Source organism: Micromonospora sp. DT178, from assembly GCF_049841695.1.
Classification (GTDB): Bacteria; Actinomycetota; Actinomycetes; order Mycobacteriales; family Micromonosporaceae; genus Micromonospora.
On the sequence record NZ_JBNCKV010000002.1, the window covers coordinates 425,761 to 444,206 of the forward strand.

18 protein-coding genes are annotated in these 18,446 nt (G+C 76.3%); 14 read left to right on the top strand and 4 right to left on the bottom strand.

Annotated elements, in window-relative coordinates; translation table 11 throughout:
• Positions 1 to 47 precede the first annotated feature (47 nt).
• Positions 48 to 1,967, bottom strand: a complete 1,920-nt coding sequence (locus tag ACLQ22_RS05810) for an alpha/beta hydrolase (protein WP_425691344.1) — start codon at positions 1,965 to 1,967, stop codon at positions 48 to 50.
• A complete protein-coding gene (locus ACLQ22_RS05815; protein WP_425691345.1) occupies positions 1,964 to 2,260 on the bottom strand; it encodes a type VII secretion target in 297 nt (98 codons plus the stop codon). The genes ACLQ22_RS05810 and ACLQ22_RS05815 overlap by 4 nt, the downstream gene beginning before the upstream one ends.
• 175 nt (positions 2,261 to 2,435) lie before the next feature.
• Between ACLQ22_RS05815 and ACLQ22_RS05820 the strand changes: the two genes are divergently transcribed.
• The 14 genes from ACLQ22_RS05820 (at position 2,436) to ACLQ22_RS05885 (ending at position 16,780) form a co-directional block, all read left to right on the top strand.
• A complete protein-coding gene (locus tag ACLQ22_RS05820) occupies positions 2,436 to 2,804 on the top strand; it encodes a holo-ACP synthase (protein WP_121399845.1) in 369 nt (122 codons plus the stop codon).
• Between the two features lie 49 nt (positions 2,805 to 2,853).
• Positions 2,854 to 4,323 (top strand): NAD(P)H-hydrate dehydratase, encoded by a 1,470-nt coding sequence (locus ACLQ22_RS05825; protein WP_425691346.1) that lies wholly within the window; start codon positions 2,854 to 2,856, stop codon positions 4,321 to 4,323.
• A gap of 99 nt (positions 4,324 to 4,422) precedes the next feature.
• Positions 4,423 to 5,541 carry an alanine racemase gene (gene alr / locus ACLQ22_RS05830; protein WP_425691347.1) on the top strand — a complete coding sequence of 373 codons (1,119 nt, stop codon included), beginning with the start codon at positions 4,423 to 4,425 and terminating at the stop codon, positions 5,539 to 5,541.
• The gene (locus ACLQ22_RS05835; protein ID WP_425691348.1) at positions 5,538 to 6,629 is read left to right on the top strand and encodes an alpha/beta fold hydrolase; all 1,092 of its coding nucleotides are present in this window, start codon (positions 5,538 to 5,540) and stop codon (positions 6,627 to 6,629) included. The genes alr and ACLQ22_RS05835 overlap by 4 nt, the downstream gene beginning before the upstream one ends.
• The gene (gene tsaE, locus ACLQ22_RS05840; RefSeq protein ID WP_121399842.1) at positions 6,626 to 7,108 is read left to right on the top strand and encodes a tRNA (adenosine(37)-N6)-threonylcarbamoyltransferase complex ATPase subunit type 1 TsaE; all 483 of its coding nucleotides are present in this window, start codon (positions 6,626 to 6,628) and stop codon (positions 7,106 to 7,108) included. The genes ACLQ22_RS05835 and tsaE overlap by 4 nt, the downstream gene beginning before the upstream one ends.
• Before the next feature lie 60 nt (positions 7,109 to 7,168).
• Positions 7,169 to 7,870, top strand: coding sequence for a uracil-DNA glycosylase (gene ung / locus ACLQ22_RS05845; protein ID WP_425691349.1), 702 nt, complete (start codon positions 7,169 to 7,171; stop codon positions 7,868 to 7,870).
• Positions 7,871 to 7,953: 83 nt separating this feature from the next.
• On the top strand, positions 7,954 to 8,805 hold the full coding sequence (locus tag ACLQ22_RS05850; protein WP_425691350.1) for a maleylpyruvate isomerase family mycothiol-dependent enzyme: 852 nt from the start codon (positions 7,954 to 7,956) through the stop codon (positions 8,803 to 8,805).
• 70 nt (positions 8,806 to 8,875) lie between these two features.
• Complete coding sequence (gene tsaB, locus ACLQ22_RS05855) at positions 8,876 to 9,553, top strand: tRNA (adenosine(37)-N6)-threonylcarbamoyltransferase complex dimerization subunit type 1 TsaB (RefSeq protein ID WP_425691351.1); 678 nt, start codon at positions 8,876 to 8,878, stop codon at positions 9,551 to 9,553.
• Between the two features lie 114 nt (positions 9,554 to 9,667).
• Complete coding sequence (gene rimI, locus ACLQ22_RS05860) at positions 9,668 to 10,123, top strand: ribosomal protein S18-alanine N-acetyltransferase (RefSeq protein ID WP_425691352.1); 456 nt, start codon at positions 9,668 to 9,670, stop codon at positions 10,121 to 10,123.
• Positions 10,120 to 11,166 (top strand): tRNA (adenosine(37)-N6)-threonylcarbamoyltransferase complex transferase subunit TsaD, encoded by a 1,047-nt coding sequence (gene tsaD / locus ACLQ22_RS05865; RefSeq protein ID WP_425691353.1) that lies wholly within the window; start codon positions 10,120 to 10,122, stop codon positions 11,164 to 11,166. Before rimI ends, tsaD begins: the two co-directional genes overlap by 4 nt.
• 18 nt (positions 11,167 to 11,184) lie before the next feature.
• Complete coding sequence (locus tag ACLQ22_RS05870) at positions 11,185 to 11,439, top strand: hypothetical protein (protein ID WP_091627865.1); 255 nt, start codon at positions 11,185 to 11,187, stop codon at positions 11,437 to 11,439.
• A 103-nt stretch (positions 11,440 to 11,542) separates the two neighbouring features.
• Positions 11,543 to 13,243, top strand: a complete 1,701-nt coding sequence (locus tag ACLQ22_RS05875) for an ABC transporter transmembrane domain-containing protein (protein WP_425691354.1) — start codon at positions 11,543 to 11,545, stop codon at positions 13,241 to 13,243.
• Complete coding sequence (locus ACLQ22_RS05880) at positions 13,243 to 15,024, top strand: ABC transporter ATP-binding protein (protein ID WP_425691355.1); 1,782 nt, start codon at positions 13,243 to 13,245, stop codon at positions 15,022 to 15,024. The genes ACLQ22_RS05875 and ACLQ22_RS05880 overlap by 1 nt, the downstream gene beginning before the upstream one ends.
• A 178-nt stretch (positions 15,025 to 15,202) precedes the next feature.
• Positions 15,203 to 16,780, top strand: coding sequence for a Na+/H+ antiporter (locus tag ACLQ22_RS05885; RefSeq protein WP_425691356.1), 1,578 nt, complete (start codon positions 15,203 to 15,205; stop codon positions 16,778 to 16,780).
• Between the two features lie 496 nt (positions 16,781 to 17,276).
• On the opposite strand, the gene ACLQ22_RS05890 is transcribed toward ACLQ22_RS05885, so the two are convergent.
• The gene (locus ACLQ22_RS05890; RefSeq protein WP_425691357.1) at positions 17,277 to 17,399 is read right to left on the bottom strand and encodes a hypothetical protein; all 123 of its coding nucleotides are present in this window, start codon (positions 17,397 to 17,399) and stop codon (positions 17,277 to 17,279) included.
• A gap of 152 nt (positions 17,400 to 17,551) precedes the next feature.
• Positions 17,552 to 18,289, bottom strand: coding sequence for a DUF4142 domain-containing protein (locus ACLQ22_RS05895; RefSeq protein WP_425691358.1), 738 nt, complete (start codon positions 18,287 to 18,289; stop codon positions 17,552 to 17,554).
• Positions 18,290 to 18,446: the final 157 nt, after the last annotated feature.

The following is an 18,446-nucleotide window of genomic DNA, read 5'->3' on the forward strand; positions in this document are numbered from 1 at the left end:
GCCCCGTCCACCCGCGCCGGTGGACGGGGCCCGTCGCATTACGGGGGTCAGCGACCGAGCACCACCCGGGCCATCCCGTCGAGGGCCGGGTTGTCGGGCGCCCAGTAGCCCGTGTGGCCGTGCCGGCCGCTGGGGAACGTACGCCCGCCGAAGCCCGGGTGGGACGGGTCCTGCCCGAACCACAGCTCCCGCTCCGGCGCGCCGAGCAGCCCCCCGATCGCCGGGCCGACCGGCGACGCGCCCAGCAGGGACCGGCGGGCCAGCTCGTCCGGCGGCCGGGCCCACCGGATCACGTCGTCCGGCGCGGTGCTCGCCCAGACCTGCCCGGCCGGCACGCCCAGCTCGCCCGCGTGCGCGACCCCCACCCCGGGCGAGCCGACGAAGACCAGCGCGTCGGCGGCCAGCCCGTGATCGCGGGCGGCCGTGCCGACCACCAGCGAGCCGTAGCTGTGCCCGAGCACGGTCTGCCGGCCCGGGGGCCCGTCGTGGGTCTCCCGCAGGCACTCCTGGAACCGGTGCAGCGCCGGACCGGCGTCCCGGGCCTGACCCGGCCACGCCGCCTCGTGCAGGAAGTCGGGGGCGTCGTAGTCCAGCCAGAGCACCGCGGCGGCCTCCTCCTCGGGGGCGAGGACGGCGCAGCGGGACAGCACCCGGGCCGCCCGCCCCAGCTCGCCGGGCACGTCGTGCAGGCCGGCGGTCATCCCCGGCACGTAGGTCAGCACCCGGGCCGACCGGTCGGGGTTGCCCAGCGCCACCACCGCCCGCCCCTCGCCGGCCGTGCCCAGCCCCAGCAGGTACGCCCGGGGCTGCTCGTCGCCGGCCAGGCGGGCGGCCAGCGCGTCCAGCCCGGCCAGGGACTTCCCGATCCGCAACAGCCCGGCCAGCTCGACCGGCCCGCGCGGCACCCGTTCCAGCAGCCGTCGCCGCGCGGCCAGCAGTTCCTCCCGCCGCAACCCGAGCAGCAGCCGGTTGGCCTGGTCGCGGGCGGCCACCGGCACCCCGTCGAGGCGGCCGATGAGCCCCGGCTCGTGCGCGACGAGCCACCGGCGCTGCGCGGGGGTGAGCCCGGCCCACCAGGCCCGCACCGCGGCCGGTTCGGCGCCGGACGCCGGGCGACCGGGCGGTGGCGCGTCCGACCACGCCGCGCGGGCGGCGGCGGCCAGCGCGTCCAGCCGGCCCGCGGCCTCCCGGTCGGCCGCACCGGCCAGCTCCAGCGCCGCCCGGATCGCCGCACCCACCTCGGCCGCGCCCACCTCGCCTGCCCCGGACCCGGCCGCGCCGGACCCGGGCAGGTTCGCTCCGGGCGTGCCGGCCCCGGACGGGTTGGCGCCGGGCGTGCCGGCCCCGGACGGGTTGGCGCCGGGCGTGCCGGCCCCGGACGGGTCGGCACCGGATGCGCGGACCACGGGTGCGCCAGCTCCGGACGTGCCCGTTCCGGACGCGCCCGCCCCTGAGCGGGCGGTCGCCGGCGCGCGGGCGGGGTCGACGGTGACCCGGCCCTGCCGATCGACCAGCAGCCCGGCCGCGTCCGCGCGGGCCACCGCGGCGGCGAGCCGGGCCCTGGCGGCGGCCAGCCGGCCGGCGAACTCGGCCAGCACCTGGTCGGCCTCGATCAGGGCGGGGGCGGCGGAGGTCAGCTCGGTGCGCAGGGCCGCGAGCCGGGCGTCGGCGGCGACGGCCGCCCCGCCCGACCAGCCGGACCGCAGCGCCGCCGCGCCGGCGACCAGCCCGTCGGCCCGCCGCGCCACCGGTCCGGTCAGCCCCCGCCAGGCCACCCCGGCGGCCCGCCACGCCTCGGGATCGGCCGTCCACAGCTGCCGGTAGCCGACGTCCGCCGCGCGGTCGGCGGGGTGCGCCGGGCGCGTCGGAGGTGTCCGGCCCGCCGGGCCGGCGACCGGACGCGCCGGGCGTGCCGCGTGCCCGGCCGGTGCCGACCGACCCGCCGCCGGGGGTGCCGGCGCGGTCACCGGGACAGCGCGGTGAGCCGGCCGGCCGCCCGGTCGTCCACCGCCTCGTACGCCTCGGCGGCGGAACGGACCGCCCCGGACGTGTGGGCCACCCGGGCGCCGAGCCCGCCGAACCAGGCGTGCACGGCCGACTCCAGCCCGGCCAGCGCCGCCCCGGCCGACCACTCCGGGGCCGGCACCACGAGCCCGGACGCCCCGGCCAGCCCGTGCGCCAGCCGGTACGCGTCGTCGTCGAGCCCGCGCGCGGCCCGGCGCAGCGCGTCCGGTCGTACGGTCAACGGCTCCTCGGTCATCCCCGGCCCCCCGCCTCGCGAGAACATCGACGGACGCGACGCTAGGCGCCGTCCACACCCCCGCGCGTGGCCTGTGGACGACGGCCCGCCCGGCGTACGGCCGGTCGTCCACAGGCGTTGCCCCGCGCGGAAGCGGCGGCTAATGTGCGGCCGCCCGCGCCGGTAGGGTGAGCGGGTGATCGTCGCTGTCGGCATCGACGTCGTCCTCGTCGAGCGGTTCGCCAAGGCCCTGGCACGGACACCGCTGCTCGCCGACCGGCTCTTCACGGAGGCCGAGCGCTGCACCCGCTCCGGCAACCCGCGCTCGCCCGAGTCGCTGGCCGCCCGCTTCGCGGCCAAGGAGGCGGTCGCCAAGGCGCTCGGCGCCCCGGCCGGGCTGAGCTGGCACGACTGCGAGATCGTGGCGGACCCGGACGGCCGGCCCTGGCTGACCGTCTCCGGCACGGTCGCGGCGGCGGCCACCGAGCGCGGGGTCAACCGCTGGCATCTCTCGTTGTCCCACGACGGCGGGATCGCCTCGGCCATGGTGGTCGCGGAACGGTGATCGGGGCGTGCCGGTCGCGGCACGCCGGAATCGGACGGGACGGGGTGGCATGAGAGCGGTGTGGCGGGTCGCGGACGTACGCGCGGCGGAGGCGGGCCTGATGGCCACGCTGCCGCCCGGGACGCTGATGAAGCGCGCGGCGGCCGGGCTGGCCCGCCGCTGCGCGCTGCTGCTGGCGGACCGGGGCGGCGTCTACGCCGCGCGGGTGCTGCTGCTGGTCGGCAGCGGCGACAACGGCGGCGACACGCTCCTCGCCGGCGCGCACCTGGCCCGGCGGGGCGCGGCCGTGTCGGCGCTGCTGCTGTCCCCCGGCCGGGCGCACGCGGAGGGGCTGGCCGCGCTGCGCGCCGCGGGCGGGCGGGTCGTCGACCGGCCGCCGGGGACCGTCGACCTGGTGCTGGACGGCATCGTGGGGATCGGCGGGCGCGGCGGGCTCCGGGACACCGCCGACCAGCTCGCCGCCAGCCTCGTGCGGCACCGCGGGCGCGACGGCGCCCCGGCCGCCGTGGTCGCCGTGGACGTGCCCAGCGGGGTCGCGGTCGACACCGGAGGGGTGCCGCTGACCGCCTCGGGCCGCCCCAGCGCGGTGCGGGCCGACGTGACGGTGACGTTCGGCGGGCTGAAGCCCGCCCTGGTGGTGGGCCCGGCCGCCGCGCTCGCCGGTGAGGTGGAGCTGGTCGACATCGGGCTGGAGCCGTGGCTGCGGGGCAGCCCGGCGCTGGGCGTGACCGAGTGGTCGGACGTCGCCGACTGGTGGCCCCGGCTCGGCCCGGCCTCGGAGAAGTACACCCGGGGCGTGGTGGGCGTCGCGACCGGCTCGGCGACCTACCCCGGGGCGGCCGTGCTCTCCGTCGCGGGGGCGCTGGCCGGCCCGACCGGCCTGGTCCGCTACGCCGGCTCGGCCCGGGACGACGTGCTGCGCCGGCGCCCGTCGGTGATCGCGACCGGTCGGGTCGCCGACGCCGGGCGGGTGCAGGCGTGGGTCTGCGGCTCCGGCCTGGGCACCGGCGAGGAGGCGGCCGCGGAACTGCGGGCGGTGCTCGCCGCCCCGGTGCCGGTGGTGCTCGACGCCGACGCGCTGACCCTGCTGGTCGACGGCTCCCTCGCCGGCCGGCTGCGCACGCGGGACGCCCCGATCGTGGTCACCCCTCACGACCGGGAGTTCACCCGGCTCTGCGGGGAGGAGCCGGGCGCCGACCGGGTGGGCGCCACCCTGCGGCTGGCCGCCTGGATGAACGCGGTGGTGCTGCTCAAGGGCGACCGCACGGTGATCGGCACGCCGGACGGCCGGGCGTACGTCAACCCGACCGGCACCCCGGCGCTGGCCACCGGGGGCACCGGCGACGTGCTGGCCGGGCTGCTCGGTTCGCTGCTCGCGGCCGGGCTGCCCCCGGAGCGGGCGGCGGCCGCCGCCGCGTACCTGCACGGGCTGGCCGGCCGGGAGGCGGCCCGGGGCGGGCCGGTGACGGCGCCCGACGTGGCCGACGCCCTCCGCCCGGTCCTCGCCCGCCTCGGCTGACCCGGCGGCACCGGCGGCACCGGCGGTGGCTCCTGTGCCGGCGGCACCGGCTGCGCCGGCCTCGGCCAGGGAGATCGGCGCGGAAAGTAGGCTGGGGGCATGTGGCAGGCCGAGGTGCGCGTGGACCTGGACGCGATCCGCGAGAACGTGAGCCGGCTCAGGTCCGGCACCGCCGCCGAGCTGATGGCGGTGGTGAAGGGCGACGGTTACGGCCACGGCATGGTCCCGGCCGCCCGCGCCGCCCTCGACGCCGGGGCCGACTGGCTGGGGGTCTGCACCCTGGACGAGGCGCTGACGCTGCGCCGGGCCGGGATCACCGCGCCGGTGCTGGCCTGGCTCCTCGCGCCCGGGCTGCCGCTGCACGAGGGCGTCGCCGCCGGGGTCGACCTCGGCGTCGCCAGCCTGCCCCAGCTCGACGAGATGGTCGCGGCGGGCCGCGCCGCCGGTCGGCCGGCCCGGCTGCACCTCAAGATCGACACCGGGCTGGCCCGGGGCGGCGCGACCGTGGCCGACTGGCCGGCCCTGCTCGACGCCGCCGCCAAGGCGCAGGCCGACGGCCTGGTCGAGGTCGTCGGGGTGTGGAGCCACTTCGTGTACGCGGACTCGCCCGGCCACCCGACCATCGACCGCCAGCTCGCCGTCTTCCACGAGGGGATCGGCATGGCCGAGCAGGCCGGCCTGCGGCCGCGCTACCGGCACCTGGCCAACTCGGCGGCCACCCTGACCCGGCCGGACACCCACTTCGACCTGGTCCGGCCCGGCCTGGCCGTCTACGGCCTCTCCCCGGTGTCCGGCGAGAGCTACGGGCTGCGCCCGGCGATGACCGCCCGGGCCCGGGTGATGCTCACCAAGCGCGTCCCGGCCGGCTCCGGCGTCTCGTACGGGCACACCTACATCACCGAGCGGGCGGCGAACCTCGCGGTGGTGCCGCTCGGCTACGCCGACGGGGTGCCCCGGCACGCCTCGAACAGCGGCCCGGTGCAGCTCGGCGGCAAGCGCCGGACGATCTCGGGCCGGGTCTGCATGGACCAGTTCGTGCTCGACTGCGGCGACGACCCGGTGGCCGCCGGCGACGAGGTCACCCTCTTCGGCGACGGCACCGGCGGCGGGCCCACCGCCGACGACTGGGCCGAGGCGGTCGGCACCATCAACTACGAGATCGTCACCCGGTTCGGCAGCACCCGGGTGCCCCGCGTCTACGACGGCGAGCGCCCGTGACGACCCGTCCCCGCATCCCGCTGCCGCGTACCGGACACGCCAGGGCGGCCATCGGCGCGCTGGCCGCCGTCGGGGTCGCCGCCGCCGGGCTCGCGGCCGGCGTCGCCACCGAACGCGCCCTGGTCCGCAAGCTCAAGGCCGACCCCACCGACCGGTACGCCGGGGAGGTCTTCGGCGACCAGCGGTACAACGATTCCTTCCGGCTGGAGATGCCCGACGGCACCGACATCCACGTCGAGGTGGTGGAGCCGACCCGGCCCGTGCCCGGCAACCCGACCGTGGTGCTGGTGCACGGCTTCTGCCTGGACATGGGCACCTTCCACTTCCAGCGCAAGCTGCTCGCCGAGCGGGGCGGGCACCGGATCGTCGCGTACGACCAGCCCGGGCACGGCCGGTCGGGGCGGCTGGAGACGGGCGAGTACGACCTGACCGCGCTCGGCCGGACGCTGCGCGAGGTGATCGACCGGACCGCCCCGGAGGGGCCGCTGGTGCTGGTCGGCCACTCGATGGGCGGAATGACCATCATGGCCTTCGCCGAGTTGTTCCCGGAGCTGTTCGGCGACCGGGTCGTGGGCACCGTGCTGATGGCCACCTCGGGCGGCCTGATCGCCGAGACCAAGCTGGTGGCACCGGCCCTGCTCGGCCGGGTCGGCACGCCAGTGCTCTACATGGTCGGCAACGTCACCCGCTACGGCGGCCCGGTGATCGACCGGGCGCGCAGGTCCACCACCAACGTGGCGTGGCTGCTCACCCGCAAGTACGGCTTCGGCACCCGCCACCCCAGCCCCGCCCTGGTGTCGTACGTCGAGACGATGAACTCCCGCACCTCCGCCGACACGGTGACGCGCTACCTGCGGACGCTGGCCACGCACTCCCGGTTCCCCGCGCTCGCCGCGCTGGCGGACACCCCCGTGCTGGTGGTCGTCGGCGACAAGGACATGATCACCCCCGTGACGCACTCCGAGGAGATCGTCCGGCGGCTGCCGCACGCCGAGTTCGTCAAGATCACTGACAGCGGGCACGTGGTGATGCTGGAGCACGCCGACGAGGTCAACGAGGCGCTGGTCCGGTTCCTGGAGGCGCTGTGAGCCACGTCGTGAAGCTGCCGACCGTCGACGACACCCACGAGTTCGGGCGGCGGCTGGCCGGGCTGCTGCGCGCCGGCGACCTGCTGCTGCTGACCGGGCCGCTCGGCGCCGGCAAGACCGCGCTGACCCGGGGCGTCGGGGCCGGGCTCGGCGTGCTCGGGGACGTCACCTCGCCCACCTTCGTGATCGCCCGGGTGCACCGGCCCGACCCGGCCCGGGGCGGCACGGTGGCGCTGGTGCACGCCGACGCGTACCGGCTGGGGGACGCCGCCGACCCGCGCGCCGAGATCGACGACCTCGACCTGGACGCCTCGGTGGACGAGTCGGTGACCGTGGTGGAGTGGGGCGAGGGCCTGGTCGAGCAGCTCGTCGACGCCCACCTGCGGGTGCGCGTCGACCGGCGCGACGACGACACCCGGGTGGTCGAGCTGGAGCCGGTCGGCGGCGACTGGGCGCAGCGCCTGGCGGCCCTCGGCTGAGCGCTGTCGTACCGGCTGCCTAGAGTGCGCGGGACGGACCCGACAGGCGAAAGGTTGCCGATGCCCGACGACGCCCCCACCCTGGACCTGCTGGCGCTGCTGCCGGAGGACTGGCGTGCCGTGCTCACCCCGCACCTCGACCCGGCCCGCACCGCCGCGCTGGCCGAGTTCGTCGCGGGCGAGTACGCGACCCGCACCGTCTTCCCGCCGGTCGAGGACCTCTTCTCGGCCTACCGGCTCTGCGCGCCGGCCGACTGCCGGGTGCTGATCCTCGGGCAGGATCCCTACCACAAGGCGGGGCAGGCGCACGGGCTCAGCTTCAGCGTGCGGGAGGGCGTGAGCGTGCCGCCGTCGCTGCGCAACGTCTTCAAGGAGCTGGGGGAGGACCTCGGCGTGCCGAAGCCGCGCGGCGGCAACCTCAGCGGCTGGGCGGCGCAGGGCGTGCTGCTGCTCAACTCCGTCCTCACCGTCCGCGAGGCGACGCCCGGCTCGCACGCCAACCGCGGCTGGGAGGAGTTCACCGACGCCACCATCCGGGCGCTCGACGCGATGGACTCGCGGGTGGTCTTCCTGCTCTGGGGCGGCTACGCGCGCAAGAAGGCCGCCCTGGTGACCAACCCGCAGCACGTGGTGCTGGAGGCCGGGCACCCCAGCCCGATGAACCCGCGCGGCTTCCTGGGCAGCCGCCCGTTCAGCGCGGCCAACAAGGCGCTCGCCGACGCCGGCCTGCCGACCGTCGACTGGGAGCGCACCGCCAGCTGACGGCTGCGCACTTTCGCGGTCACCGCGCGGTGACCGTCCGTTGTAGCCTGTGCCTCGAGCGGTCGGCGAGCCGGGAGGCGGCGATGGCGGCGACGGTCAGCGACGAGCGGTGGCGGGTGGCGCGGACGGCGCTGGCGGACCAGACGGACCGCTTCCTCGACCTGGTCCGCGCCACCCCACCGGAGGCCATGGCCACCGCCCACTGGTCGGTGGCCGACACGCTGGCCCACGTGGGCTCCCTCGCGTGGTACTACGTGTGCCTGGTGGACCCGGAGCATCCACCCCTGCCGGTGCCGGGCCTGCTCCGGCAGCTCCCCGACGTCACCGTCGACACGGTGGCGGACTTCAACGACGTGCTGCTGCGGCACCTCACCGAGCGCGAGCCGCAGGCCCTGGCCGACCGGTTGCGGGCTGACGTGGGGCGGCTCCTCCTCGCCTGCGAGGGTCGGCGCCCCGACGAGACGGTGCCCTGGCTCGGCGGGGCCCGGGTGCCCCTCGCCGGCCTCTGCGCGCACCTGGTCAACGAGCTGCTCATCCACGGTCACGACGTCGCCCGCGCCACCGGGCGGCCGTGGTCGCTCCCCGGCCGGGACGCGGCGCTGTTCATGGAGCTGTTCCTGGCCGGGGTGGTCCGGCACGGCTACGGGCGGCTGATCGACGGCGGCGCGCCGCCGAGCGAACGCCCGGTCGTGGTCGAGTTCCGGTCGGCGTACGCGGCCCCGGTCCGGCTCCTGCTGCACCGGGGGCGGATGACGTTCGCCGACCCCGACGCCCGGCCCGACGCCCGGATCGACCACGATCCCGGCACGCTCAACCTGATGATGTTCGGCCGGGTCAGCCGGGCCCGGGCGGTGCTCACCGGAAAGGTGCGCGTCAGCGGGCGCCGCCCCTGGCTGCTGCCGGCCTTCCTGCGCAAGTTCCGCACCCCGAGCTGACCCCGCCCGCCCGCGCCGCCGGACGGGGCGTGACCGGGGGTGAGCACGGGGGCGACTAGGCTGGCTAACCGTGCTCGTACTGGTGGTGGACAGCTCGACCCCCGCGGTGACCGCGGCGCTGGTGGAGGTCGCGGCGGACGGCGTGGCGACCCGCGCGCACCGCTGCACCGTCGACGCCCGCGCCCACGGTGAACTGCTCGCGCCGCAGGTCGACGCCGTGCTCACCGAGGCCGGCGTCCGCCCGGCCGACCTGGGCGCGATCGTCGCCGGGCTCGGCCCCGGCCCGTTCACCGGGCTGCGGGTGGGGCTGGTCACCGCCGCCACCATCGGCCAGGTGCTGGGCGTCCCGACGTACGGTGTCTGCTCGCTGGACGCCATCGGCCACCCGGCGGCCGCCGGCGAGCCGGTGCTGGCGGCGAGCGACGCACGCCGCCGGGAGATCTACTGGGCGGTCTACGACGGCGCGGGCCAGCGGATCGTCGGTCCGGAGGTGTCCGTGCCGGCGGTCGCCGCCGAGCGCGCCCGCGGCCTGGCGGTCACGGCGGCGGTCGGCGACGGCGCGCACCGGTACGCGGACGCGCTCGGCCTGCCCGTGCGGGACGAGCCCCGCTACCCGGACGCGGGCGTGCTGGCGACCCTGGCCGCCGAACGCATCCGGGCCGGCGCCCCCTCGGAGGCGCTCACCCCGCTCTACCTGCGCCGCCCGGACGCCGTGGCGGCGACGGCCCGCAAGCCGGTCCTGCCGTGAGCGCGAGGAGTGAGCCGGTTCTGCGAGCCCCGCAGTCGCGAACCGAGGTGGCGCCGTGAGCGCGAGGAGTGAGCCGGTTCTGCGAGCCCCGCAGTCGCGAACCGAGGTGGCGCCATGAGTGTTCGGCTGGAGCGGTTCCGGTGGTGGCACGTCGACGAGGTGCTGCCGATCGAGGCGGACCTGTTCGGTGCCGAGCAGTGGTCGGCGGCGATGTTCTGGAACGAACTGGCCAACGGGCACTTCTACCTCGTCGCCACCGATGACGGGGACCTGCTCGGCTACGCCGGGCTCGCCGTGGCCCCGCCCGACGAGGCGTGGGTGCAGAACGTCGCGGTGCGCCGGGGCGCCCAGCGGCGCGGCGTCGGCCGGCTCCTGCTGGAGGCGCTGCTCGCCGAGGCGGCCCGGCTCGGCGCCCGCAGCACGCTGCTGGAGGTCGCGGCGGACAACGCGCCCGCCCAGAAGCTCTACGCGACGTACGGCTTCGAGCCGATCGGCGTGCGGCGCGGCTACTACCAACCGAGCAACACCGACGCGCTGGTCATGCAGCGCACCGCGGGAAGTGAGCGATGACTGACGAACCCCTGATCCTCGGCATCGAGACCTCCTGCGACGAGACCGGGGTCGGCATCGTACGCGGGCACACCCTGCTGGCCGACGCGCTCGCCTCCAGCGTCGAGCAGCACGCCCGCTTCGGCGGCGTGGTGCCCGAGGTGGCCAGCCGCGCCCACCTGGAGGCCATCGTGCCGACCATGGACCGGGCGTTGAAGGAGGCGGGAGTGACCCTCGCCGACATCGACGCGATCGCGGTCACCTCCGGCCCGGGGCTGGCCGGCGCGCTGCTGGTGGGGGTGGCCGCCGCGAAGGGCTACGCGCTCGCCGCCGAGAAGCCGGTCTACGGCGTCAACCACCTGGCCGCGCACGTCGCCGTGGACACCCTGGAACACGGCCCGCTGCCCGAGCCGGCGATCGCCCTGCTGGTCTCTGGCGGGCACTCCTCCCTGCTGCTCGTCGACGACCTGGCCCGGGGCGTCACCCCGCTCGGCGCCACCATCGACGACGCGGCCGGGGAGGCGTTCGACAAGGTGGCCCGGCTGCTCGGGCTGCCGTTTCCCGGCGGCCCGTACATCGACCGGGAGGCCCGGGCCGGCGATCCGGCCGCCATCGGTTTCCCGCGCGGCCTGACCGCCCCCAAGGACCTCGCCGCCCACCGCTACGACTTCTCCTTCTCCGGGCTCAAGACGGCGGTGGCCCGGTGGGTCGAGGCGCGGCAGCGGGCCGGCGAGCCGGTGCCGGTCGCCGACGTGGCCGCGTCCTTCCAGGAGGCGGTCTGCGACGTGCTGGTCCGCAAGGCGCTGGACGCCTGCCGGAGCAACGGCGTGGAGACGCTGGTGATCGGCGGGGGCGTGGCGGCCAACTCCCGGCTGCGGGCGATGGCCGAGGATCGCGCCGCCGCGCACGGCATCCGGGTCCGGGCGCCCCGACCCGGGCTCTGCACGGACAACGGCGCGATGGTCGCCGCCCTCGGCTCGCACCTGGTCGCCTCGGGTGTCGCGCCGAGCCGGCTGGACCTGCCCGCCGACTCCGCCATGCCGCTGACCACGGTCAGCGTGTGAACCCCGAGGATGGCTGACGTGATCGTGCGGATGTGGGAGGCGCGGGCGGAGCCGTACGGCGCCGCGGACCTGATCACCTGGGTGTGCGACACCGCGCTGCCGGAGTTCGAGCACGACCCGATGCACCTGTCCAGCGAGGTGTTCTCCTCCACCGACCACCGGGTGGTGGTCATCTCCAAGTGGCGCAGCAACCCGCGTCCGCTGCCGGAGCCCCCGGCGACGCTGCTGGCCCGCCCGCCGCACTCCTGGGACTTCACCCAGGTCGACCGCTGAGGCGAGGCCGGCCGCGCGACGGTGGAGGCTGCGTGAGCCACGGCACGCCGAGGCGGTAATTGGTTGGCGGGGTGACCCGCCCGCCACCTAGCGTCGGTGGGCCATGCGTTTCACACCGGCCGGGGATCCCGGCGTACCCGACAGCCGCTCGGCGACCCGCTACCTCGTGTGGCTGGCCGGGCGGCACAAGGTGCTGCTCACCGTCGGCATCCTGCTGGGCGTCGTCTGGATGGTCGCCCAGGCGCTGGTCCCGGCGGCCGTCGGCCGGGCCGTCGACGGGCTCACCCGCCGCGACGAGGCGGCGCTGCTCACCTGGGGACTGGCGCTGCTCGGGCTGGGCGTGCTCCAGGCGGTCGCGGGGATCCTGCGGCACCGGTGCGCGGTGCACAACTTCCTCGCCGGGGCGTACCGGACGGTGCAGCTGACCGTGGGCGCGGCGAACCGGCTCGGCGCCGCGCTGCCCCGCCGGGTCTCCGCCGGCGAGGTGGTGAGCATCGGCACGGCCGACATCAGCCAGATCGGCGCGGCCATCGACATCACCGCCCGGGGCGCCGGCGCGGTCGTGGCGATCGTGACCGTCGGGGTGATCCTGCTCGGCGCCTCGGTGCCGCTCGGGCTGGTCGTGGTGCTCGGCGTGCCGCTGCTGATGGCGGTCGTCGGGCTGCTCATCCGGCCGCTGCACCGGCAGCAGCAGGCGTACCGGGACTCGGAGGGGGCGCTGACCGCCCGGGCCGGCGACATCGTCTCCGGGCTGCGGGTGCTGCGCGGCGTCGGCGGCGAGCCGGTGCTCTCCGCCCGCTACCGGTCGCGCTCGCAGGCGCTGCGCGCCGACGGCCTTCGGGTGGCCCGGATCGAGTCGCTGCTGGAGGCGGCCCAGGTGCTGCTCCCGGGGGCGTTCCTGGTGCTGGTCACCTGGCTCGGCGCCCGGTTCGCGCTGCGCGGCGAGATCAGCGCCGGTGAGCTGGTGGCGTTCTACGGCTACACCGCGTTCCTGGTCAGCCCGCTGCGGCAGCTCACCGAGGCGGTGGACAAGCTGACCCGGGGGCACGTCGCGGCCCGGCGGGTGGTGCGGCTGCTGCGGCTCACCCCGGAACTGCTCGACCCGGCCCGCCCGACCGCCCTGCCGGACGGCCCCGGCGAGCTGGTCGACGTGGCCTCCGGCGTGACGGTACGGCCGGGCCGGTTCACCGCGCTCGCCGCCACCGCCCCCGAGGACGCGGCGGCGGTCGTGGACCGCCTCGGCCGGTACGTCGACTCGGACGCGACGCTGCACGGCGTACCGCTGCGGGAGGTGGCGCTGGCGACGGTGCGGGAGCGGATCCTGGTGGCCGACAACGACGCGCACCTGTTCACCGGCCCGCTGCGCGCGGAGCTGGACCCGCACGACCGGGCCGACGACGCGACGATCGCGGCGGCGCTGGCGGCGGCGAGCGCGACCGACATCGTCGAGGCCCTGCCGGCGGGGCTGGACAGCGCGGTCGCCGAGCGCGGCCGGGAGTTCTCCGGCGGCCAGCAGCAGCGGCTGCGGCTGGCCCGGGCGCTGGTCGCCGACCCGGAGACCCTGCTGCTGGTCGAGCCGACCAGCGCCGTGGACGCGCACACCGAGGCCCGGATCGCGGACCGGCTCGGCGCCGCCCGGACGGGCCGCACCACCCTGGTGTGCACCACCAGCCCGCTCGTGCTGCACCGCGCCGACCACGTGATCTTCGTGGAGGACGGCAAGGTGGTGGCCGAGGGGTCGCACACCGCACTGCTCGACGGCGAGCCGCGCTACCGGGCGACGGTCAGCCGGGGGGAGGACTGATGGCCACCGCCCTGCCGGTCGCCGACGGGCGCCAGGTGCGCCGCTACGCCCGCACGCTGGCCCGCCGGCATCCGAGGGCGCTCGGGGTCGCGCTCGGCCTGCACGCGCTGGCCGCCGCGGCCGGCCTGGTCGCGCCGTGGCTGCTCGGCGACCTGGTCGAGGGGATCTCCCGGGGCACGTCCGGCGTCACCGTGGACCGGATCGCCCTGCTGATCGCCGGGTTCGTGCTGGTGCAGTCGGTGCTGGTCCGCTTCGCCCATTTGGCGTCGGCCCGGCTCGGCGAGCGGGTGCTGGCCGAGCTGCGCGAGGAGTTCGTCGACCGGATCCTGGCGTTGCCGCTGGCGACCGTGGAACGGGCCGGCACGGGCGACCTGCTCACCAGGACGTCCCGGGACGTCTCGGCGCTGTCGCGGACGGTCCGGCTCGCGGTGCCGGAGACGCTGATCGCCGTCGTCACCGGCTGCTTCATTTTCGGCGCGCTGCTCCTGGTCGACCCGCTGTTCGCGCTGCCCTGCCTGCTCGCGGTGCCGCTGCTGTGGGCCGGCACCCGCTGGTACCTGCGCCGCGCCCCGGACGGCTACCTGCGGGAGAACGCCGCCTACTCCGACATCACCGACGGGATCAGCGAAACCGTCGAGGGTTCGCGGACCACGGAGGCGCTGCGGCAGCAGGCGCGCCGCCGGGCCCGCACCGACGCCGACATCCGCCGGTCGTACGCGGCCGAGCGCTACACCCTGCGGCTGCGCACGGTGTTCTTCCCGATCGCCGAGATCGGCTACGTGCTGCCGGTGGTGGCGACGCTGATCATCGGCGGCTGGTTCTACCTGAAGGGCTGGGTGAGCCTCGGCGAGGTCACCGCCGCCACGCTCTACGTGCAGCAGCTGATCGACCCGGTCGACCGGCTGCTCTCCTGGCTGGACGAGTTGCAGGTCGGCGGCGCCTCCATGGCCCGCCTGCTCGGGGTGGCCGACGCCGACCCGCCGGCCGGCACCCCGACCCGGCCCGCCGCTGACTCCCCGGGCCCGACCGATCCTCCGCCACCGGGGGACCGACGGCTCGCCGCCCGGGACGTCCGGTACGCGTACCGGGAGGGTCGGGACGTGCTGCACGGGGTGACCCTGGTGCCGGAGCCGGGGGAGAAGCTGGCCATGGTGGGCCCCTCGGGCGCCGGCAAGTCCACGCTCGGCCGGCTGCTCGCCGGGGTGCACGCGCCCCGTACCGGCTCGGTCACGGTGGCGGGTCGGCGCCTCGACGAGCTGCCCCTGGCGGAGCTGCGGACGCACGTCGCCCTGGTCACCCAGGAACACCACGTCTTCATCGGCACGCTGCGGGAGAACGTGGCGATGGTGCGACCGGGCGCCGACGAGTCGGCCGTCCGGTCGGCGCTGGCCGCCGTCGACGCGCTCGACTGGGCCGACGGGCTGCCGGACGGGCTGGACACGGTGGTCGGTGCCGGCGGGCACCCGCTGTCGCCCGCGCAGGCGCAGCAGCTGGCGCTGGCCCGGCTGGTGCTGGCCGACCCGCACACCCTGGTGCTGGACGAGGCCACCTCGCTGATCGACCCCCGCGCCGCCCGGCACCTGGAGCGGTCCCTCGCGGCCGTCCTCCAGGGCCGCACCGTCGTGGCCATCGCGCACCGCCTCTTCTCGGCGCACGACGCCGACCGCGTGGCGGTGGTGGAGGACGGCCGGATCGCCGAGATCGGCTCACACGACGAGCTGGTCGCGGCCGACGGCTCCTACGCGGCCCTCTGGCGCTCCTGGCACGGCACCGGCTCCTGACGCGCCGCGCAGCGTGCGGCGTGCCGTGTCCGAGGACGACGCCGTCGATGCCGGCGGGCAGGGGTGCCTGTTTCCGGGTTCGCGGGTGCCGCGCCGGACCGCCGTACCACGATGGTGGAGCGGCAGGCGACCGGCGCGTACCCGGCACCGTGGCGTCGGCCGGTGACGGGGGTGCGACGTGGGCGGTCTCGAACTGATCGTGGTGCTGGGCGTCACGGTGCTGGTCGGCACGACCCTCGGCGGGCGGTACAGCGTGGCGCCCCCGGTCCTGCTCATCACGATGGGCGCGCTGCTCGCGCTCCTGCCGCCGCTGTCCCACGTGGTGCTGGAGCCCGAGGTGGTGCTGCTGCTGTTCCTGCCGGCGATCCTCTACAAGGAGAGCATCACCACCAGCCTGCGTGAGATCCGCACGAACCTGCTCGCGATCGGGTTGCTCGCGGTGGGGCTGGTGGTGGCGACGATGGTCGCGGTGTCGCTCGTCGTGCAGCGGTTCGGCGTCGACCCGGCCGCCGCCTGGGTACTCGGCGCGGTGCTTGCGCCGACCGACGCGGCGGCGGTCGCCGGCCTGGCCAAGCGGATGCCGCGCCGGATCCTGACCACCCTGCACGCGGAGAGCCTGATCAACGACGGCACCGCGCTGGTGCTCTTCTCCGTCGGAGTGGGCCTGATCGTGGGCGGCACCGAGCCGGGGTTGCTCGGGCTGACCGAGCGGTTCGTCCTCGCGTCGGCCGGTGGCGTCGCCGCCGGCCTGCTGGTCGGCTGGGCGGTGATCCTGGTCCGGCGACGGCTCGACGACCCGCTGCGCGAGGGCGCGCTGAGCGTCCTCACGCCGTTCGTCGCCTTCCTTCTCGCCGAGTTCGTGCACGCCAGCGGCGTCCTGGCGGTGGTGGTCGCGGGCCTCATGCTGGCGTACGCCGCCCCCCGGGTCATCCGGGCCCGCTCCCGGGTGCTGGCGTACGGCTTCTGGGACCTCGCCACGTTCCTGATCAACGGCGGGCTCTTCGTGCTCCTGGGGATGCAGATCCCGCGCGCCCTGCGCGGGGTGACCAGCCTGTCGGTGATGCGGGCGCTGGTCATCGCGGTGGTGGTGACCGGCGTGGTCGTGCTGACCCGGATGCTGTGGATCCACCTGGCGGCGTTCGCCTTCCTGGTCGTCGACCGCCGGGCGGCGGAGCAGGACGAGCGGGTCAACTGGCGGGTGCGGACGGCGGCCGGGTGGGCGGGGTTCCGGGGTGCGGTCTCCCTCGCGGCCGCCCTCGCCGTGCCGGTGACCACGCCCACCGGCACACGTGTGCACGATCGCGATCTGATCATCTTCGCCACCGCCGTGGTCATCCTGCTGACGATGCTGATCCAGGGCACCACCCTGCCGGCCGTCGTCGGGTGGGCGGGCCTGGTCGGCGACACCCGACGGGTCGGCGAGCTGCGGCTGGCCCGGATGCGTGCCACCGAGGCCGCGCTGGCGGTGCTGCCCGAGGTCGCGGACCGGCTCGGCGCGACGCCGGACGCGGTCGACCGGATCCGGGCGGACTACGAGCAACACCTCGACGACGTCCGCTCCACCGACGAGGGCCAGTCGGCGGAGCAGGCCCGGGAACTCGACCGGCGGCTGCGGCTCGCCGTGCTCGAACACAAGCGGCGCGAGGTCACCAGGCTGCGCGACACGAACGAGATCGACGACATCGTCCTGCGGGAGTTGCAGGCGGTCCTCGACATCGAGGAGATCCGGCTGCTGGGACCGGAACTCAACGAGTAGCGGTCGCCGCTCTCCCCGGCCCCGGTCTCCCCGGCCCCGGTCTCCCGGCTCCCCGGTCCCCGCTCCTCCCGGTTCCCGCGGTCCAGCCGTCCCAACAGTCGCCCGGCTCTTTCCGCACGTCCGGGACGTCCGGACGTCCCGACAGGGGGTGGGCGTGGAGACCTCGCGCCGCCGGCGGCGAGGCCACCGCGGGTACTCAGCGTGACGAGACGAGCGGAAGGAGGCCGCCGGCACGCAGGGTAGTCACTCCCGCCCGGTTCTCGGGCGCGAGCGTGTCCGATTTCGGAGCGCAATCCCTTGACCAGGGGATTCTCGTCGCGGTGGCTGGACCTGCCACCTCACCCCGCGTCCCCTTTGCTCTGCAGCCGCCGACGCACCAGCCACGGTGGGTAGCTGGTGCGTGGATGGCTGCAGAGCAAAGGGGCGATACAGCTGACCGCTGGCGGCGGGAAGACTGCCTGTGGAGGTTACTGAGAGTCATCGACCGGCCCGGCCCTCAGGCGGCCGGAGCGGGTGCGGCGACCGTGTGCAGCCAGGCCACGGGCAGCCAGGCCACGGGCAGGCAGGCCATCGTGCGCAGCCAGGCCACGGGCCAGGCCGTCGTGGGCAGCCGGGCCACGAGCCAGGAACTGCGGGCAACCGGTCAGGGGACGGCCAAAGCGCCGGGCACCGGGACCGGAGCAGCCGGAGCAGCGGTCGGTAGGAGCAGCGGCCGGGTAGGAGCAGCGGCGGTAGGAGCCCGGCCGCGCTCTCCCCGGGCGCGGCGGTCGGTCAGGTGCGGCGCAGGATGCGGTACGTGGCGATGCCTCCCGTACCGAGGGCGGCGAGAAAGACCAGCCAGACCACCGTGCTGCTGACCCCGACCCGCGGGCCGGAGTTGGCGGAGGCGGCGGCGAGCAGGCCGTCGTCGCCCGGCGCGGGCAGGGCGGCCGGTGGCAGTTCCGGCCAGCGGACCAGCTCGGTGCTCTCCAGCATCTGCATGTGGTGCAGGACGAACCGGTTGGCGTCGTCGGCGAGCTTGCGGATCACCGGGTCGCGGGTGCTGGCGCGGACCGCCCCGATGACCGGGAAGATCTTGCCGTGGGCGACCCGGAGCCGGGTGACGAAGATCTGGTCGAAGCGAGCGCCGGAGGCGTTCTGCATCTCCGTCAGCCAGCCCTTCTGCTCGGCCGTCGGGTCGCTCGGGATGCTCGCCCCGAGCTTGTTGGCCGCCTCGACCGTGAGCCGGTCCAGTTCCTCGTGCTCGGTGGCGATGCCGGCGCCGATCTCGCGTACCTTCGCGCTCTGCCCCTTGTCGGCGGCCATCTGCCCGGCCGGCATCTCCCAGAGCCCGGCCAGGCGTACCCCGTTGAGCAGGGCGGCGTCGGCCGCGTTGAGCTGTTGACCGCCCGGCGCGGCGACGGCCGCGCCGGGCAGCACCCCGAGCCCGGCGGCGATCGTGACGAGCAGCGCCGCCAGGCGACTGCTGCGGCGTCCCTGCCGGCGACGGGCGGATCTGAGCGGTGCCATGTCCGTGGTGTCTCCTCGGTCCGGTCCGAAACGAGTCCGGGCCGGGCGACGCCTCCGCCTTCGCCCGTCCGCGCACTGGTACGGACGGGCCGACCGATCGGTTCACTCGGACCGGCCCGCCGGCTCCCGGACCCTGTCCACGGTCCGCCCGGGACGG

Excerpts from the sequence above, each read along its gene's own strand:
- ACLQ22_RS05825 (WP_425691346.1), top strand. The coding sequence starts at position 2,854 with ATGAGAGCGGTGTGGCGGGTCGCGGACGTACGCGCGGCGGAGGCGGGC.
- ACLQ22_RS05815 (WP_425691345.1), bottom strand. The coding sequence starts at position 2,260 with ATGACCGAGGAGCCGTTGACCGTACGACCGGACGCGCTGCGCCGGGCC.
- tsaD (WP_425691353.1), top strand. The coding sequence starts at position 10,120 with ATGACTGACGAACCCCTGATCCTCGGCATCGAGACCTCCTGCGACGAG.
- alr (WP_425691347.1), top strand. The coding sequence starts at position 4,423 with ATGTGGCAGGCCGAGGTGCGCGTGGACCTGGACGCGATCCGCGAGAAC.
- rimI (WP_425691352.1), top strand. The coding sequence starts at position 9,668 with ATGAGTGTTCGGCTGGAGCGGTTCCGGTGGTGGCACGTCGACGAGGTG.
- ung (WP_425691349.1), top strand. The coding sequence starts at position 7,169 with ATGCCCGACGACGCCCCCACCCTGGACCTGCTGGCGCTGCTGCCGGAG.
- ACLQ22_RS05875 (WP_425691354.1), top strand. The coding sequence starts at position 11,543 with ATGCGTTTCACACCGGCCGGGGATCCCGGCGTACCCGACAGCCGCTCG.
- ACLQ22_RS05895 (WP_425691358.1), bottom strand. The coding sequence starts at position 18,289 with ATGGCACCGCTCAGATCCGCCCGTCGCCGGCAGGGACGCCGCAGCAGT.
- ACLQ22_RS05880 (WP_425691355.1), top strand. The coding sequence starts at position 13,243 with ATGGCCACCGCCCTGCCGGTCGCCGACGGGCGCCAGGTGCGCCGCTAC.
- ACLQ22_RS05850 (WP_425691350.1), top strand. The coding sequence starts at position 7,954 with ATGGCGGCGACGGTCAGCGACGAGCGGTGGCGGGTGGCGCGGACGGCG.